General features: G+C 59.6%; 13 protein-coding genes. 7 read left to right on the forward strand and 6 right to left on the reverse strand.

The window, feature by feature from the left end; all coding sequences use genetic code 11:
• Positions 1 to 239 precede the first annotated feature (239 nt).
• Positions 240 to 2,450 carry a c-type cytochrome gene (locus JNN07_24900; protein ID MBL9170994.1) on the reverse strand — a complete coding sequence of 737 codons (2,211 nt, stop codon included), beginning with the start codon at positions 2,448 to 2,450 and terminating at the stop codon, positions 240 to 242.
• Positions 2,451 to 3,001: 551 nt separating this feature from the next.
• Between JNN07_24900 and recA the strand changes: the two genes are divergently transcribed.
• Complete coding sequence (gene recA, locus JNN07_24905) at positions 3,002 to 4,090, forward strand: recombinase RecA (protein MBL9170995.1); 1,089 nt, start codon at positions 3,002 to 3,004, stop codon at positions 4,088 to 4,090.
• 37 nt (positions 4,091 to 4,127) lie between these two features.
• On the opposite strand, the gene JNN07_24910 is transcribed toward recA, so the two are convergent.
• From JNN07_24910 to JNN07_24925, 4 genes are all read right to left on the reverse strand, one after another.
• The gene (locus tag JNN07_24910; GenBank protein MBL9170996.1) at positions 4,128 to 5,930 is read right to left on the reverse strand and encodes an RluA family pseudouridine synthase; all 1,803 of its coding nucleotides are present in this window, start codon (positions 5,928 to 5,930) and stop codon (positions 4,128 to 4,130) included.
• Positions 5,931 to 6,117: 187 nt separating this feature from the next.
• A complete protein-coding gene (locus tag JNN07_24915) occupies positions 6,118 to 6,573 on the reverse strand; it encodes a hypothetical protein (GenBank protein ID MBL9170997.1) in 456 nt (151 codons plus the stop codon).
• A 2-nt stretch (positions 6,574 to 6,575) separates the two neighbouring features.
• Positions 6,576 to 7,799: a PilT/PilU family type 4a pilus ATPase gene (locus JNN07_24920; protein ID MBL9170998.1), complete on the reverse strand. Its 1,224-nt coding sequence runs from the start codon at positions 7,797 to 7,799 to the stop codon at positions 6,576 to 6,578.
• 62 nt (positions 7,800 to 7,861) lie between these two features.
• Complete coding sequence (locus JNN07_24925; GenBank protein ID MBL9170999.1) at positions 7,862 to 8,956, reverse strand: type IV pilus twitching motility protein PilT; 1,095 nt, start codon at positions 8,954 to 8,956, stop codon at positions 7,862 to 7,864.
• A gap of 62 nt (positions 8,957 to 9,018) precedes the next feature.
• Here JNN07_24925 and JNN07_24930 point away from each other — a divergent pair, with 62 nt between their 5' ends.
• Entirely contained in the window at positions 9,019 to 10,140 is a 1,122-nt protein-coding gene (locus tag JNN07_24930; GenBank protein ID MBL9171000.1) for an SAM-dependent methyltransferase, read from the forward strand.
• Between the two features lie 295 nt (positions 10,141 to 10,435).
• Positions 10,436 to 12,550, forward strand: a complete 2,115-nt coding sequence (locus JNN07_24935) for a hypothetical protein (protein MBL9171001.1) — start codon at positions 10,436 to 10,438, stop codon at positions 12,548 to 12,550.
• Positions 12,551 to 12,962: 412 nt separating this feature from the next.
• On the opposite strand, the gene JNN07_24940 is transcribed toward JNN07_24935, so the two are convergent.
• On the reverse strand, positions 12,963 to 14,390 hold the full coding sequence (locus JNN07_24940) for a phosphoglucomutase/phosphomannomutase family protein (protein ID MBL9171002.1): 1,428 nt from the start codon (positions 14,388 to 14,390) through the stop codon (positions 12,963 to 12,965).
• Positions 14,391 to 14,662: 272 nt separating this feature from the next.
• On the opposite strand from JNN07_24940, the gene JNN07_24945 reads away from it, so the two are divergent.
• From JNN07_24945 to JNN07_24960, 4 genes are read left to right on the forward strand one after another with little or no spacing between them, the layout of a single operon-like run.
• On the forward strand, positions 14,663 to 15,370 hold the full coding sequence (locus tag JNN07_24945) for an RDD family protein (GenBank protein MBL9171003.1): 708 nt from the start codon (positions 14,663 to 14,665) through the stop codon (positions 15,368 to 15,370).
• Complete coding sequence (gene lspA / locus JNN07_24950; protein MBL9171004.1) at positions 15,370 to 15,900, forward strand: signal peptidase II; 531 nt, start codon at positions 15,370 to 15,372, stop codon at positions 15,898 to 15,900. Before JNN07_24945 ends, lspA begins: the two co-directional genes overlap by 1 nt.
• Before the next feature lie 14 nt (positions 15,901 to 15,914).
• Entirely contained in the window at positions 15,915 to 16,874 is a 960-nt protein-coding gene (locus JNN07_24955) for an RluA family pseudouridine synthase (protein MBL9171005.1), read from the forward strand.
• A gap of 30 nt (positions 16,875 to 16,904) precedes the next feature.
• A complete protein-coding gene (locus tag JNN07_24960; protein ID MBL9171006.1) occupies positions 16,905 to 17,150 on the forward strand; it encodes a zinc ribbon domain-containing protein in 246 nt (81 codons plus the stop codon).
• Positions 17,151 to 17,188 lie beyond the last annotated feature (38 nt).

The following is a 17,188-nucleotide window of genomic DNA, read 5'->3' on the forward strand; positions in this document are numbered from 1 at the left end:
TACGTAGCGTCTTGCGCTTTCGACAAAAACGTCGAGGGATTAGCAAGGGCCGTGAAAACCGTGAGTACCAAAACCGATGGTTCGAAGAGCACGGGTTATTCAGTTTGGCAGGATACCCGACTCAATAGGCTTCAGCCCCACTGTGGACCCTACTGACTGGTAAGCCGGATGCGGGAGATCCGCCAGTCCGGTTTGGAGGGAGGGGTGCGGTCAATCCCGCATTCCTACCCCTATCAATACTACTTGAATCGCAGCAGCTCGGTCTCGGTCCAGGCTTCCTCGCGAGTGCCGTGTTGATCACGGATCTTTTTCACGCTCGCGGCATCCACGGGAGAGAAGCTGTGGCCCCACTCATGACGAATGTAGGTCAGCACCTGCGAAATCTGCTCATCTTCCAGAATACCCATGGTGGGCATCTCCAACTGGTACATCTGACCCTTGACCTTGATGGGACCACGCAAGCCATGGAGCACAATCCGGACGAGGCGATCAGGACTGCCCGATACCCATTCAGACCCCGACAGGGGCGGAGCTAGGCCTTCCTGCCCAAGCCCGTGGGGCTGGTGACAGGCTGCGCAGGCCATCATGTAAATCTCCTTGCCGGCCGCGAAGCGTTTCTTTTCGTCGGCGGTCAGGCCCGAAAGCTGGGCCACATTGACCGTGTTGGTCTGCGGGTCCATCAAGCCCAAGCCCAACGCCAGCGCCTGCTTGACCCACTCAGATCCGGTCATCTCGTGCATCTCCGTCATGACGGTCTGCACCTCCTTGTGGTTCTTCAGAGTGCCGAGCGAGAGCGCCGCCTGCACGCGCACCTCGGTCGAGCCATTCATTAAGGCATTCACAACCTGGCTTCGAGTGGCGGAAGGCTTCAGATCCGCGGTCTCGCGCAGCACGGGTTCCGACAGGCGCAAGGCGGCTCGGCGCACTTGGGGATGAGGATCCTTCAGCGAAGCTTGGACCAGTGACGCGCTGACGCGGCCCAGGCCTTCCAATGTCCAAAGGGCATGCAGCTTCGCCCGAACATCGGCGCTCCCCCGGGCCAAACTCTCCAGCGCAGGCACGACGGAAGTGTCACCCTTTTCGACCAGCAATCGTTGCGCGGTATCCCGCGACCAACCGTTGGGATGAGACAGTAACCCGACGAGTTCCGAAGCGCTCAAGCCGGACATTTTTGGCGTGCGTTTCGCCGTCGACGGGCGGTGAACCACACGGTAGATCCGGCCGAGGTCGAGGGGGGCTTGAAGCCCGCGGGATTCCGCCTGCTTGCGCAGGTAGCTGGTAAGGTAGATGCGATGCTGGATGATTCCGCGAGCGAAGTCGACGATGTAGAGCCCGCCATCGGGGCCGTTGAGCAGGTTCACCGGACGGAATCGCTCATCGGTCGAGGTCAGAAACTCGGTCTGGGGATAGGCGTTGGTGCCATTCACTGATCCACCGGTGTCGTGCAGCGCTTGACGTCGGATCAGGTTGCCCGACGGCTCGCAGACAAAGGCATCATTTCGAACATCCTCCGGGAACTGATCGCCGCGATAAATCGTGGTGCCGCAGGCGGCGGTGAAGACTGAGAGACGTCCGTCCTCGCGCAAGGTTTGAGGCTGATAGCCCCGGTTCACGCCCGGGTTAATCCGGCCTGGCCACACAGCTTGGTCGCGGGCCACAGGGTAGTTGAGGAAGCTGAGACGAGCGGTGGGTGCTCGCAGTCCGGCGTAGTGCGAAGGGAAGAGATCCCCGCGCAGCAGATCGCTGTTGGAGGTGAAAAAGAGTCGGCCGAAATCATCCTGTGCCATGCCCCACTGCACTCGGTTGGGGATCGGTTCGCGTTCCCAATGGCCGCCTTGGAATCGGTAGCGCCAGGTGTGGTAGAGATTGTAGTACCAATTGTCCATGGCCAAGACCAGGCCATTGGCGGTGTGTTCCGGGTTCTTCCGGTCCCCGTAGTCGTTGAACAGTGGGACTTTCTCGTCGGCCTTGCCGTCGCCAGTGGTATCGCGACAGAACCAGAGCTGGGGCGGTTCGGCCACCAGGAGGCCATCCCGGAACAGTGAGATGGTACGCGGCATCAGGAGTCCATCCAGAAACGTCGTTCGGCGATCCATGGTTCCGTCGCCATTGGTGTCCTCTAGCACGGCGACCTGGCCGTTCGGCTGGTCCTCCCCAGCAGCATCCGGGCTGTTCATAAAGCCGCGCATCTCGAGCACAAAGAGACGCCCGTCGGCGTCAAACTGCGCGGCCACCGGGGCTTGGATGAGCGGTTCGCTAGCCACCAGTTGCACCTCGAAGCCAGCCGGGACCTTGAACGTCTTGATGGCTTCAGCCGGGGTCAGGACCGGGGCGGGGGGAATTTTCTCCGCCGGGATCCTTACGGCCTGGGTCTCGCCGGGTTTGTCGCCGTTTTGAGCCAGCAGGCTTCCCACGCTTAGAAGCACGAGTATGAATGGACGTAGCATCATGGGTCAGTAATTCCCAGCATACTAAAGCAATGTTCTGAGGTTTGCCAAGCCAGCGGTGCAGGGGAGGTGGAAATGGTTGTGATTATTTCCGGGTGAGGCAGGGGATCTCGACTCCGTCGAGGGGACCAAAGCGGCAGAGGGCTGCCGGAAATCAGAACTGTAAACCTCTTCGGACCGCGTCGCGGTCGACTCCATATGTCTGCCTGCGTCGCGAAGCGCCGAGGGATTCTTTACGCTCACCCACTTTAGGTTGACTCCTGGGGCGAGCTTCGCTAATCGTCGCTGGTCTGGCCGTTCCGGGTGCGTTCCGGCGGCTGGCGCAAAACTGAGGAGGTTTTGCTCCCGATGGCAACTCTGATCTTGGGGAGGTTTCTCCGGGGTGGATGGGAGTCCATCGGACCTAGGACGTCGGCGGAATCCCTTGTCGCTCATGCAGATTTAACGGTCGCGCGCAGGCGAGCGATTTATTGCCGTCACAGGATTGACTGAAGCGAGACAACCGAGAACGATTGCCTCCATCGAACAACGCAACGTTAACTGAATCGAATCGTATGCCGCCAAAGACTGCTGTAGAGAAGAACCCGCCCGCTGAATCCAAACTCGATCCCGCTGTTCGTAGCTTGAGCGCTGCCCAGCAACGCGACCTGGATGCGGCCATTGCCACAATTACCAAGTCGTTCGGTGAGGGCGCCATCATGCGTCTCGGGGATGCCGGGGCTCAGATGAAGATTGATGTCATCCCGACGGGTGCCTTGTCGGTGGATCTCGCCCTGGGCGCGGGCGGGTTGCCCCGCGGCCGAATTGTCGAAATCTATGGTCCGGAGTCCTCGGGTAAGACGACCCTGATGCTGCACGTGATTGCCAACGCTCAGAAGGCGGGCGGTTTGGCCGCCTTCATCGATGCGGAGCATGCACTCGATCCCCAATATGCCCGCAAGCTGGGGGTCAATATTGATGAGTTGCTGATCTCCCAGCCTGACAGCGGAGAAGAAGCACTGACTATTTGTGAAACCTTGGCGCGCTCGAATGCCCTGGATGTGATCGTGGTGGATTCCGTGGCGGCGCTGGTACCCAAGGCGGAGTTGGAAGGGGAGATGGGCATGGCCACCATGGGCATGCAGGCCCGCTTGATGAGCCAGGCGCTTCGAAAGTTGACCGCTATTCTCAGCAAGGCGAAGACGCTTTGCGTGTTCACCAACCAGCTCCGTGAGAAAGTTGGAGTGATGTTCGGCAGCCCGGAAACGACTCCTGGCGGAAAAGCCCTCAAGTTCTACGCGAGTGTTCGTCTGGACATTCGTCGGAAGGATGCCATCAAGGACGCGGCTGGCAATGTGCTCGGTAACCAGGTGAAAGTGAAGGTGGTGAAGAACAAGGTGGCCCCGCCGTTCGTGGAAGCGGAGTTCGAAATCATCTATAATCACGGCATCAACAAGGAGGGCTGCATCCTGGATGTCGGCATTGCCAATGGCGTGGTGGATAAGAAGGGCGCCTGGCTGCAGTTCCAGGGCGAGTTGATCGGTCAGGGCAAGGAAGCCGCGCGGCAAGCGCTGGTGGACAAGCCCGATCTCGCGAAGAAAATCGTCGAAGCGATCATGATCAAGCGCCTGCCGGTGGTCGCTGCCCCGGCTGTGCAGCCTTAGCCCCCAAGAGGCTAACGGGCTCGGTCCCTCTCCGGTTTCAGTGAATCGCCGCTTCCGCAGCCCACAAGGGTTGCGGGGCGGTGAACTCAACTAGCTGACGCGTGACGGGATGCTTGAATCCTAGTTTCCACGCGTGGAGGCAGAGCGGGGGATCGGTGAGTGATAAGGTCTGCGTATTGCCGCGTGCCCGGTTCGGCAGGTAGACCGGATCGCCGCTAATGGGGAAACCCAGCTCCCAAAGGTGGACTCGGATCTGATTCGTGCGTCCGGTGAGTGGGCGGGCCTCGATGAGCGTCGTGCCATCCGCTAGACGTACGAGCACGGTGAACTCGGTTCGCGCCTCGAGACCATTCTCCTCGTCGACTTCTCGCGCTCCCAGGTCCCCCGGTTCGTCGCTAATGGCGGCGTCGCAAGCGAAGCGATCCTGCATCGGGTGTCCCTGGATGCGAGCGAGGTATTTTTTTTCCACCTGGCCTCGCGCGAATTGGGGCTGTACGAGGCTGGCGAACGCTCGGGTGCGAGTGAACACCACTAGCCCGGTGGTGTTGGCGTCCAGCCGATGCGCTGGGCGCGGCTTCTGGGGACGATAGGCCAGCTGGATGATATGCTGCAGGGTGTTTCGGTTGAATCGGCCGCAGGGATGCAGCGGCAAGGGTGCCGGTTTATGAATCACGATCAGTGCCTCGTCCTCGTGGACGAGACGAATATCGGAGCTCACCGGCGGTTCGATGGTCTCGGGAATCCAATGCCAGTACCGCTCGCCGGCGCGCACTGGGTGCGATGGGGCGACGGAACGACGGTCGACATCCACCAGGCGCCCTTGGCTGGCGATCTTTTCCCACTCGGGCAGCGGCACGTGCGGCAATAGCCGGGCCACGAACTCAACCACGGTCATGCCGTCCAGGTTCGGGGGAACATTCAATGGACGATAATTGTCGTAGGGCGTGCTGCCCGGCAAGGGATGGCAGGCCTGCGAGATGGCTTGTTGCCGAACCGCCAACTCGGCCGCCCGTCGTTCCTCGGTCGTGCGGAAGCAGTACGGGCAGGAGACGGGGGGCTGGTAGCGAGGATCCTCCTGCTGATCCTGAGTCAGGGGAGTCAGGCAGTTAAAGCACTGGGTCGACTCGGTTTCGTGCAGGCTGGGATCCACACCGACCCGTTGATCAAAAACAAAACATTCTCCCTCGTAATGTGCGGCGCCGCATTCCTCGAAATACTTCAGGATGCCGCCATCGAGTTGGAAGATCTGACGGAATCCGCGGCTTTCCATGAAGGGGCCGGCTTTTTCGCATCGGATCCCGCCCGTGCAAAACATCACAATGGGCTGCTCGCGCATCGCTCCGGGCAGTTTGTCGACCGCCGCGGGAAAATCGCGGAAATGATTGACCCCGATGGGGAGCGCTCCCTTGAAAGTTCCCAGCTTCACCTCGTAGTCGTTCCGGGTGTCGAGCAGGGTGATGGGGCGACCTTCATCCAGCCACTGTTTGAGAGTTCGCGCGTCGAGTTTCGGAGAGGTCCGTTGAGCGGGGTCGATACCTTCCACCCCGAAGGCGATGATCTCCTTCTTGATGCGGACCAGCATTCGGGAGAACGGCTGGTGGTCGCTTTCGCTGATCTTCGGCGTGAGCTCGGCCAGTCCGGGAATGTTCCGGAGTTCGTGAAGCAGGAGATCGATGGAAGCGGCAGAGCCAGCGACAAAGAGGTTGATGCCCTCGGTGCTCAGCAGGATGGTTCCCTTAAGGCCCCAGCCTCGGCACAAACGGAGGAGTCGCTCGCGCAGAGGCTTTAGCTCGGCGAGCCGGGCAAACTTGTAAGCTGCAATATTCGTGATCGCTTCCATGGGACGGCGCAAACCAAGACTCTAAGCAAGATCCCATGGGTTGAAAATAGAGAAAGTGACGAGTGATGAGTAGCCCGAATGCGGTCCGCCTTCGCTAGGGTTTCGTCAGGAGAAGCGACAACCGAAATTCGTCTGTAGGACGAGTCCCCCTCGGGAACTCATCACTCATCACTCGTCACTCCCCCTATCAGGCCAGCCTTCTCAGCCCGTCGCGGAAGGTGTGCATGAAGATATCATTGTCGGCGACGGCCTTCTCGAGGAGCTGTTGAGCCAAAAAGAGCTCATTCGGATTCAATACGGCATGCGCACCGAATTGAAAGGCCTGGATGGGGTTGAACGTCGCGAATGATGCCCCGATCAGCACGACCACGGTATGCCGGCGAGTGGCCATGGCCATGGACTGCAAAGCGTGCAAGCTCTCGTTGGTCTCCAGGCTGCAATTTCCAAAGTTTTCATCCAATACGGTGACCTGGTAGGGAACCTGATTGAAGCGGTGGAGAAACTCGCCGTGGTTTTGGGTGGTGTGGATTTTGTAACCCAGTTGGGAAAGCGCCCCCTGGATGGCTTCCAGCACGGGCGTGTTCGTAATTCCCAGCAAGGCCGGGCGATCGTTCGTCGTAATGAAATCAAAGTCGCTCGGCATAATTACATTTTGAGTTTAATGGTCCCAGGCAGGGGTGGCAGTGGTTTGGGGGCGGGACGATCCGGAGTGCCCTCCGCTCCCGGAGCCATCCGGAGGTCGTTGCCCTTGCCGACCATTTCACCTCGTCCCTTCTTAATGAGGTCGATGCCACGAGCGACGACACCCCGTCGGCTGCAGTAGGCGATGGCGGTTTCCTCGGTAATGACATTGGCCTTGTAAGCTTCGAGTGAGGCATTGTCGAAGTTCCTCCAACCGAAAGTGTTGCTCGCCTCAATAATCTCGTAGAAGGATTTTCCTTCGCTCTCTCCGAGGACGATCGTTTCCTTCGTTCGCATGTTGTTGCCCATGATCTCGATGAGCGGAAACCGTCCTCCCCCCACCTTCGGAATGAGTCGTTGGCTGAAGACCCAGCGGAGGGTGTCGGCGAGCCGGAGGCGTACTTGCTCCTGCTCCTCCTGTTCGAACATGCCCAGGATGCGGTTGATCGTTTGTCCGGCATCAATGGTATGCAGCGTGCTGAACACGAGATGGCCGGTTTCGGCGGCGTTCAGGGCGATCTCCACTGTAGCACGATCCCGCATTTCGCCGACCAGGATGACCTTGGGCGCCTGTCGCAACGCGGCGCGCAATCCGCTCGAAAAGGTGTCGAAATCAGTCCCCAACTCGCGTTGATTGATGGTAGCCTTCTTCTGCTCGTAAATGAACTCTACCGGATCCTCCAGTGTGATGATGTGAATGGGGTGGGTTGAGTTGATATTGTTGATCAGCGACGCCAGCGTGGTGGTCTTTCCCGATCCAGTTGCACCGGTCACGAGCACGAGCCCGGTCTTTTCCTTGGCCGCATTTAACATGACCTCGGGTAGCCAGAGGTCCTTGAACTCCGGGATATGCGCGTTGAGCTTCCGCAGAACGATGGAGATGCTTCCGCGTTGTGAAAAAATGTTCACCCGGAAGCGAGCCCTGCTTCCTAGCGAATAGGAGGTGTCGCACGCGCCGTACTTCAATAGATCTTCCGTCAAACGTTTACTCCCGCCCATCAGGTTGAGGGCGATCATTTCGGTCTGAAACGGCGTCAGAGATTCGATGAATGGGCTGATGGGAACCGGATTTAGCATCCCGTGCACCTCCACTTGCATCGGTCGGCCGACAGTCATGATGATGTCCGACACGTTCTTGTCGAATTCCAGCAGGGACCCCAGGAAGTAGTCGAGTTCGTTGCGGCGCATGGATGGTTTGGGTTCTGAGAATGAGGATCGATTCGGTGGTGGCGATCTGAGGTCCGCTTAGTTTAGATATCGTCGTCCAAGGGCGGGGTCGTGAGGAAGGGGCGAAATTTCTTCTTGTCGAGGCACTTGTCGTAGGCGTCCTCTGGGGAGATGCGCTTCATGCGCAGATGTTCCATGATGGAATCATCCAGTGGCTGGTTGCCCAGCTTCTTGCCGACTTGAATCATGCCGGGCAGCTGATGCGTTTTTCCCTCGCGCACCAGGTTAGCGATGGCGGTGGTGAACACCAGGATCTCCAGTCCGGCGACCCGTCCCTTCTTGTCGATGCGTTTGAACAAGTTTTGAGCCACGACGCCTCGGAGCGCTTCGGAGAGAGTGGCTCTGATTTTGTTCTGCTGGTCGGCGGGAAACACGTCGATGATACGGTCAACGGTCTTGGCCGCGCTCTGAGTGTGCAGTGTTCCGAAGACCAAGTGGCCGGTGCTGGCCGCGGTGATGGCCAGTTCGATGGTCTCCAGGTCGCGCATTTCCCCCACCAGAATGATGTCGGGGTCTTCGCGCAAGGCGCCTTTGAGCGCGCTGGAAAATGATTTCGTGTGCAGGCCGACCTCGCGATGGTTCACCAGGGAGTTCTTGCTCTCATGGACGAACTCAATGGGGTCTTCGACGGTGAGGATATGATCCTTCCGGTTCTTATTCGCGTAGTCGACCATCGCAGCCAGAGTGGTCGATTTGCCGGAGCCGGTGGGGCCGGTGACGAGGACCAGGCCGCGATGGAGCATCGCGAACTTTTTGAGCACGGGGGGAAGCGGGGCATCGAACTTTTCAAAGTCCTCGAAGGAGAGGACTTTGCTTGGGATTTGTCGGAAGACAGCCCCGACGCCGTTCTTCTGGTTGTAAAAATTCGCGCGGAAGCGCGAGACGTTCGGGATTTCGTAGCCGAAGTCGACGTCGCCGGTTTCCTCGAATTGCTTGATTTTGAACTCAGGGGTGATTTCGTAGAGTAACCCCTTGAGCTGATCGCTCTCAAGCGGGGGATAATCCACCCGCTCCAGTTCGCCGTTGATGCGAAGAATCGGGGGGTTCCCTGAAGACAGGTGCAGGTCGGAGGCCTTCTGCTCCATCATCAGGTTGAAGAATGCGTCGATTTTTGCCATAAGTGTCGCCCAGTGCAGTGTTAAGCAAATGAGATACCGCCGATCCGCAGAAAGAGAGCCCGATGCCTTTGCTTGAATCCCAAGCGCGGGAGGAAATCCTCCGATCCGGCCCGATCTCATTTGCCCGCTTCATGAGTCTCGCTCTCTATTGCCCAGTTTTCGGCTATTACGAGACCCACGACAGGACAATCGGCCGTTCTGGAGATTTCTTTACCAGTGTCAGCGTGGGGGATGTCTTTGGTCAGATTTTAGGCTGCCGTTTTGCTACCTGGCTGAAATCGATTCAGCCCGGCGAAACCCACCTGGTGGAGTGCGGTGCCCACGACGGTCGGCTCGCCGGTGACATCCTCGCCTGGCTCAGGAAACACGAACCGGCGCTGTTCGCCTCCCTGACTTACTGGATCGTGGAACCCTCGCCGGTGCGGGAGCAGCGCCAGCAGAATCAGCTGGCCGAGTACGCCCCGCGTGTGCGTTGGGTGGAGGCGCTGCAGAATTTGCCTCGGTTGCGCGGGGTTCTCTTTTCCAACGAACTGCTCGACGCGTTCCCCGTCCATGTCATTCGATGGCACTCGGACTCCGGCCGCTGGCGCGAGCGCGGGGTTGATTGGAGCCCGATCGAGAATCGCTTCGTCTGGGTCGATCTTCCCGAACCACGGATTCACATCGAGACGGAGCTGGCCCGGGCCGGACTGCTCATTCCGTCGGAACTCGCCCAAGTGCTCCCGAATGGGTTCACGGTGGAGCTTTGTCCAGAGGCGCTGGATTGGTGGGCGGCAGCCGCCGGCACGCTGGACGTGGGTTGGATGATCGCCTGCGACTACGGTCTCACCTCGGCGGAGCTGCTTCGGCCGGAACGAACCCGCGGAACACTCCGGGCTTATCGAGACCATCGTGTCATCGACGATGTGCTCGCTGAGCCCGGCACACAGGACCTCACCGCTCATGTTAATTTCTCCGCGGTCGCGTCCTCCGGAGAGGCTCAGGGTTTGGTGACAGAAGATCTGGCGCGTCAGGGCGAGTGTCTGGCTCGGTGGGTTACCGAGGCGTTGTCGCGTGGTGTATTTGCCGACTGGACGCCAGCGCAGCGACGCCAGTTTCAAACGCTGGTTCATCCATCTCATCTGGGCCACGCTTTTCGAATCTTGATACAGTCGAAGGGCGTGGCGGGTGCGGCGGTGGTGTGAGGGGAAGTGGGTGGTAAAAGGGGTTACCGACTCCGTCGGTTCGTTACAAGCTGCTTAGAGAGGGCTACAGCACTCCATAGGTCGGAAGCGCCCTCGCTTTCCGTCTTACTTCTACCCCGCGGTTTTCACTTTTCTCTTGTGATCCTGTTCGCAGCCGGGGTATAGGCCTGCCCGTTCATCGGCGAAAACGCCCCGCGCGTTGGAGTGGATGGATACAAGGAATAGGAGGTTTGTCTGGTAAGGCGTGGTGTGGAGCCCGCTTTCTCAGGCATCAAACACAATACATATCAAACACATGAAACAGATAGGTTTCAGTTCTATGCTGCTACTGTTGGCCATTCCAGCGTCGGCCGGAGTGCTCTTCAGCGATCGGTTCAACTATCCGGATGGTCCGCTTTCTCAAGCGACAGGTTCAGCCTGGGTCTCCCACGGAGGCACGCCTCAGCAACTGAGTGTCATTGACGGAAGTGTTCGCCTGACTCAGCTCGAATCGGAGGATGTCAACGCACCCCTGCCGGGAGGTCCTTACAACCAGGGGGTGCTGTATGCGAGCTTTGTGGTGAACTTAGGGGCGGTGCCGTCCGGCGATGGTGGATTCTTCTTCCACCTTAAGGACGGGGGCAGCACCCAGAAGGCCCGAGTCTTCGTCTCCACCAACGGGGTGGCGCCCGGCCGGTTCAAGTTTGGAATCGCGAACGGGAGTGCCGCGGCGGTCTATGTCGACGAAACTTTCCTGCTGACAACTTCGCATCGGTTGGTGGTTCGCTACCAAGCGGGAAGTCCGACCGGCTCGACGCTGTGGATCGACCCCACCGGTGAGGCCGACACCGCACGCCGGGCCGAGGCGTCGGATGTGAACCGCGCGGCGAGCATCAGCGCGGTGGCTCTGCGGCAATCCCTCGCGAGCGGCGACGGGATGGGGACGATGCTGCTTGACGATCTGCTGGTCGGCACGGAGTTCGGGGACGTCGCGGGGCTGAACACCCCTCCCACGATTAGCCGCATCGCCGATCAAAGCACCGGCGCGAACCAGCCAGTTGGGCCGATCCCCTTCCGGGTTGAGGATGCTGAGTCGGAGCCGGGGCAACTCCGGGTCACGCTGACCTCATCCAATCCGGAAGTGTTGTCGGCCAAGGGAGCCGCGTTCCAGGGCACGGGTGCTGAACGGTCCCTACGGTTGGCGCCGAATCCAGATGCGCAAGGGGTGGCGGACGTGACCCTGACGGTCAGCGATGGGCTCAAGAGTTCCGCGTCGCTCTTTCGATTGACGGTGGGAGCTCCTTCCTTGACGGGGCCAAGTCGTGTGGAGATTCCAGTCAACGGCGAATCGGGTTCGTTGGAGTTTCTGGTGTCTGATCGAGAGTCGCAGCCGGAGCAACTCACGATCATGGCGCAGTCCTCCAACACCAAGCTCTTCCCCGCTGATTCCATTCGATGGTCCGGGCGGGCGTCTTCTCGGCGGCTTTCGTTAAGGCCGGCGGCCGACCAGAGTGGAGACAGCCAGATCATGGTCTTGCTCACCGATGGAACCCACACCTTGTCGAATCGAGTCAGCGTGACGGTCTATCCGCAACTGGGCGTGGTGCTTTCGGAAGCGTTCGCCTCCGATGACGGTTCGTTGATCGATCCGACTGGAGCGTGGACGATCCATGCTCCGGAAGGTGGTAGCCCCACCAACATCGTCGTCCAGTCCGGGCATCTGCGGCTTTCGGAAAAGAAGGCAGAGGACGTGAGTGCGTTGCTCACAGGTGGCCCGTACGCCGAGGCTTCTGGTACGATCTTGTATGCGGCGCTGCGTTTGCGGTGCCTGGATCTACCGGCGGCATCGGGCGGCTTCTTTGCGCACTTCCGGGATGATCGCAGCGGATTTCGAGGTCGGCTCTACCTGGCCGCTAAGGAAGCTGCCGCTGGTCACTTTCGTTTTGGTGTGGCTGCAGGGGCGGAGTCTCCGGTGTATGCGCCCTACGAGGCCGCGGTGGGTGAGGACGTCACCTTGGTACTGAAGCAGAATTTGACCAGCGGTCGAGCTCAGCTCTGGCTAAACCCAACGAGCGAGAGCGACCCTTCGGTAGTGGCTGGCGATGAGCCTGCGCCGATCAAGGTGAGCAACTGGTCCTTCCGGCAGGCGGATGGTATCGGCGAGTTATGGGTGGATTCCGTCCGTGTAGCGGCGAGCTTCGCTGAGGCCCTGGGCGCCGCGGCTGCCGAGAAGCTGGGATTCAGCATATCGAGCAACGGCTTGGAGCTGAGTTGGGCGGTTGCTTCGGGCGCTGCTCTGGAGCATCGGGCCTCGTTGGGCGATGGAGCCTGGACAGCGGTGGTGGAAACGCCTCGCGAGCAAAACGGACGGCGCGTCCTCGTTGTTCCGACAGACCAGGCGATGGGCTACTATCGCCTCGTGACACGTTAGGTCTCGGGTCACGGCCACAAACGGCCGCAGAAGATTGGCGCTGGGAGCGATGAGTCTTTTGCGGCCGTTTCTGGGGTGGTTCGCGGGTCGGTTATTCGCCTCCTCAGGCTTATTTACCCCGACTGGCGCCCGGTGGCTACCTGTCGACCGGCTCGCCCTGAACCGACCGTTCTGGCAGGGTGCCCGGAATTGCCCAAGGCTCACAAGAAGGGGCAGGCCTCTATGGAGTGCGGAGACACGTCTCCGCTTTGGCTTCGGCGAACGAGGAGCCACAAGGGTGAATCGATGTCGCGTGATGTCCTCATCGGGGCAGCCCTTGGTCTTGAGGGGAGCCTGGGGCCATAGTGGGCTCGACGGAGTCTCTCCCTACCTTAGAAGGGTGACGGCGTCGGCGTCGCTCGCTTGTTTGCTGCTAGACCTGCTGGGTCAGCATCGTCCCGACCTTCAGCAGTTTCTGAGCTGCGGCATCGGAGGGAGCCTCGGCATAGATGCGGAGGATCGGTTCGGTCCCGGAGCCCCGAAGCATCAGCCAGGACCCATCTCGAGCGATGAACTTGACGCCATCGTAGGCTTTGACCTCGCACACGGGAGAGCGGAGCAGGCGTTCGGGGGGATTGGACCGGCAGAAATCCATCAAGGCGGCCCGTTTTTCCAAGGGGAATCGGGTGTCGATACGCGCGTATCGATGAGGTCCATACTTTCGCTCCAGGCCCGCCAGCATCTTGGTGAGAGGCTGACGCTCGGTGGCGAGCATCTCCAATAGCATGAGGCCCGCGAGTATCCCATCCCGTTCCGGGACATGACCGGGGAAGGCGATGCCACCGCTCTCCTCGGCCCCGAGCAGCACCCCGCCTTTCATGATCTCCGCCGCGACGTATTTGAAACCTACTGCGGTTTCAGTGCACTCCAGGCCGTATTCAGCACAGATCTTTTCCACCATGGAAGTGGTGGTCAACGCTTTCACCATTCGGCCTTTTTCGCGTCGGTGATGGATGAAGTGCAGCAGCAGCAGACAAATGAGTTGGTGGGTTGAGAGCGGATTGCCTCGCCCGTCCATGCCGCCCACGCGATCCGCATCGCCATCGGTCACGAGGCAGATGTCATGGGGATGCTTGCGCAGCCAGGCGGAGCTGGCGGTGTAGTTTTTGGCGATGGGTTCGGGGTTGATGCCGCCGAATGACGGGTTGTGGGCGGAGTTGAGCGTGGTGACTTCGCAGCTGGTGCCCCCCAGCAATTCCTCGAAGCAGCCCGCTCCAACGCCATACATGGCGTCGTGAGCGAAGCGTATTTTGGAGCGGGCGATGAGCTTAAAGTCGACCAGGCGTTTGATGGCACGCAGATGCGTCGGGATGAGGTCCAGGACACGGATCTGTTTGCTCCGTTTCGCCTCTGACAGGTCAGTAGCCCGAACTGGGCTTTCATCCAGTCGTGCCTCGATGGCCTGGCAGACTGCGGTTTCGGCCGAGCCACCGAACTCGGCCTTCAATTTGAAGCCATTGAAGATGGCCGGGTTGTGGCTGGCGGTGATCATCACGCCCCCGATGGCCTGCTCTTTCTTGACCAAATAGGATACAGCCGGGGTTGGGGTGGGCCGGGAAGTCAGGAGCACATCGAAGCCGTTGCCAGCTAGAATTTCGGCGGTGCGCAGGGCAAATTCGTTGGAGAGGAACCGCCGATCGTAGCCCACCACCACGCGTTGCTGACAATCGGGCAAAGGATGATGGTTCCAGTGGGCCGCCGTCGCTTGGGCAACCCGTTCGAGATTGGCGAAGGTAAACTCTTCGGCAATCACCGCGCGCCAGCCGTCCGTGCCAAACTTAATTGCAGTTGGACTGCTCATGACAAAAAATTATCGGGATGGACATTCAAGGAAAATACGCTGGTACTGAACCACATGGGATGGCCTAGGGCAAGCTTCCGGATTCCTCATTTGGGATTCGCCATCGGCCATCGACCGGAGTTGTAAGGCGGTCGTATCACCCCTCAACGCGTCAGCCTCCCCCGGGCAACCCATCGAGAAACTAAAGTCTATCATCTCAAATGGGAGGCTCGGGTCCGCCGAGACTTCCTTGTCTTTCCCTGGGCTACCGATTATGGAGAGTGGCTGCGGGAATGGAAATGACATACAAAATGATCGGTGGTGATGGCCAAGAGTATGGTCCCACAACGTTGGCGGAGCTCGAAGCCTGGGTGCTCGATGGGCGCCTGCTTCCTGCGACTTTGGTGTGGTCCTCCGAGACGGGACGCTGGACCGAGGCGGGCCGGCTTCCTGAGCTGACCGGCTCCTTTGAGCGGGTTCTTCCCGCCGATAAAGCCACGGTTAATGCGGTCGAAATGGTGCCGGCCGGAGCCTGGCGTCGCTTCGGTGCATTTGTAGCCGACATCCTCCTCATCTACCTCTTAGGCAGTCTTCTGTGGCCGGTTGTGGCCGCCTGGTGGGGAGTGGAAGTCAAGCCTGCTCCCGAGGGGGGGAAGCTCGACGATGTCTTGGAATTTGCGCGTCAAAACAACCCCTTACTGTTCTTCCTCCAGGTTTGTCGGCTGTGCTTCGAGGTGGTCTTTGTGGGTGGGTTCGGGGCGACCCCGGGCAAGATGATGGCCGGTATCCGAGTGGTCACGTCGGACGGCGGGCGGGTTGGCTACCTCGCGGCAGCGATGCGCTTCTTCGGGCGTCTTTTCTGTGAGTTGCCATTCAATCTAGGATACCTCACCTTGCTTCTAAGGACCGACCGTCGAGGGCTTCATGATCTGCTCTCCGGTACGGCAGTCGTTCGAGTTCACCCTGGTCAAAAGACCCGTCCGGCGCTGGGAGGAGAGTGATGCCCCTCAATCAAAATCAGCGTATCGCCTTGGTGGCTGGGTCCATCTTTCTGCTGGATCAGGTCTCCAAACTTGCGGTCGTGAAAGGCCTGGGGTTGGAGCTCAATGCAGAGCGAGTTCTCATTCCCGGCTTTTTCAAGCTGGTCCATTGGGGCAACACGGGCGCGGCATGGAGCATGTTTCACGGGAATAATGGGTTCCTCGCTGCGATAGCCCTGGTGGCCATCTTTGCTTTGATCTGGAAACGACATTATTTTGAGGCTCACCGGTTGGGCGGACAGATCGCGCTCGGCCTCATTACCGGTGGCATCGCCGGCAATTTGCTCGACCGGTTGCGGGTCAATCATGTCATCGACTTCCTGTATTTTTATGTGGAGCGCAGGGGTGTCGGGTTAGGGAGCGTGGATTTGGAGGCGGGATTCCCTGCTTTCAATGTGGCGGATAGCGCGATTTGTTGCGGGGTCTCCCTCCTGTTTCTGTTCTCCCTCCAATCAGAGGATCCTGAACCCAGAACGTCTGGAAAATCTTGACGGTTTCCGCACCCATGGACGAACGCACTCACCTGATCGCGGTAGACGTATCCCTTCCCGGAGAGCGTTTGGATGTTTACCTGCGAACCCGGTTTCCCGCCGTATCGCGTGGTACATTCAAACGCCTCATCGAGGAGGCTCACGTGCAGGTGAATGGCAAGCCGTCGAAGCTGACTTACTCCCCGCGCGCAGGGGATCAGATCACGGTTCATTTCCCCGAGGCCCGTCCGGCGGAGCTTCGTCCCGTGGACCTGAAGCTGGACATCCTGTTCGAGGATGAAGATTTGCTGGTGCTCAACAAGCCCGCCGGTCTGCTGGTGCATCCTGCATCGGGAGAGGAGGAGCAGACCCTAGTGCACGCCTTGCTGCACCATTGCCGTGGACAGCTCAGCGGCATTGGTGGCGTGGAGCGCCCCGGTATTGTCCATCGGATCGATAAGGATACCAGTGGCTGTCTCGTGGTGGCCAAGAATGACTTCACGCACGTCGCGCTCTCCGATCAGTTCAAGGCTCGGGAGGTGCACAAAGTCTATCATGCCATTGCGTGTGGGGAGCTCCCCCACGAAAAAGGAGAGATTCGAGCCGCGCTGGCGCGGCATCCGAACCATCGCATGAGCATGGTGGTGGATGAGGACGATGGCCGCGATGCCTGGACCTCGTTTCGGCGGTTGGAAGTATTCCCGGGTGCGACGCTGGTGGAGGTCCGGATTCATACAGGGCGGACCCACCAGATTCGCGTTCACTTTCAGCATATCGGATATCCCTTGGCCGGGGATGCCGTTTACGCCAAACGACAGAATGCGCGTTTGAAGGAACGTTTGGGAAGGGAGATTCCGCGCCAGATGCTACATGCCTATCATCTGGAATTTTTGCACCCGCGTCAGAAGAAACTGTTGTCGTTGAAGGCCCCTCTGCCGGAGGATTTTCTCGAGATGGTTCGGCGCTTGCAGGAACTTCGGAAGGCGATACGTTAGAGGGGAGCGTAGTGGGCTCAATAATCAATTATGCCGCTTTACGAATATGAGCTTTGTGAGGGCACCTGCCTCGCGTGCAGTGGCAAGTTCACTCTGCGTCGCCCCCTGAGCGCCCCCGAGTTGACGAAGTGTCCGGCCTGCAAGCGGCCGGTGCGAAAGATTTTGTCCAACTTCAACACGCCCTCCATCACCAAGCCTCTGTCGGTCTCCGACGCCAAGAAAGCGGGGTTCACCGTGCTGAAGCGAGTGAACAAAGGGGAATACGAGCGGCAGTAGTCGGATTTCCGCTCCAGGCTCCTATCTCGCAGGCCAGG

Source organism: Verrucomicrobiales bacterium (genome assembly GCA_016793885.1).
Lineage (GTDB): Bacteria > Verrucomicrobiota > Verrucomicrobiia > Limisphaerales > UBA11320 > UBA11320.

Excerpts from the sequence above, each read along its gene's own strand:
- JNN07_24920 (MBL9170998.1), bottom strand. The coding sequence starts at position 7,799 with ATGCGCCGCAACGAACTCGACTACTTCCTGGGGTCCCTGCTGGAATTC.
- lspA (MBL9171004.1), top strand. The coding sequence starts at position 15,370 with ATGCCCCTCAATCAAAATCAGCGTATCGCCTTGGTGGCTGGGTCCATC.
- JNN07_24955 (MBL9171005.1), top strand. The coding sequence starts at position 15,915 with ATGGACGAACGCACTCACCTGATCGCGGTAGACGTATCCCTTCCCGGA.
- recA (MBL9170995.1), top strand. The coding sequence starts at position 3,002 with ATGCCGCCAAAGACTGCTGTAGAGAAGAACCCGCCCGCTGAATCCAAA.
- JNN07_24940 (MBL9171002.1), bottom strand. The coding sequence starts at position 14,390 with ATGAGCAGTCCAACTGCAATTAAGTTTGGCACGGACGGCTGGCGCGCG.
- JNN07_24945 (MBL9171003.1), top strand. The coding sequence starts at position 14,663 with ATGGAAATGACATACAAAATGATCGGTGGTGATGGCCAAGAGTATGGT.
- JNN07_24930 (MBL9171000.1), top strand. The coding sequence starts at position 9,019 with ATGCCTTTGCTTGAATCCCAAGCGCGGGAGGAAATCCTCCGATCCGGC.
- JNN07_24915 (MBL9170997.1), bottom strand. The coding sequence starts at position 6,573 with ATGCCGAGCGACTTTGATTTCATTACGACGAACGATCGCCCGGCCTTG.
- JNN07_24910 (MBL9170996.1), bottom strand. The coding sequence starts at position 5,930 with ATGGAAGCGATCACGAATATTGCAGCTTACAAGTTTGCCCGGCTCGCC.
- JNN07_24900 (MBL9170994.1), bottom strand. The coding sequence starts at position 2,450 with ATGATGCTACGTCCATTCATACTCGTGCTTCTAAGCGTGGGAAGCCTG.
- JNN07_24935 (MBL9171001.1), top strand. The coding sequence starts at position 10,436 with ATGAAACAGATAGGTTTCAGTTCTATGCTGCTACTGTTGGCCATTCCA.
- JNN07_24925 (MBL9170999.1), bottom strand. The coding sequence starts at position 8,956 with ATGGCAAAAATCGACGCATTCTTCAACCTGATGATGGAGCAGAAGGCC.
- JNN07_24960 (MBL9171006.1), top strand. The coding sequence starts at position 16,905 with ATGCCGCTTTACGAATATGAGCTTTGTGAGGGCACCTGCCTCGCGTGC.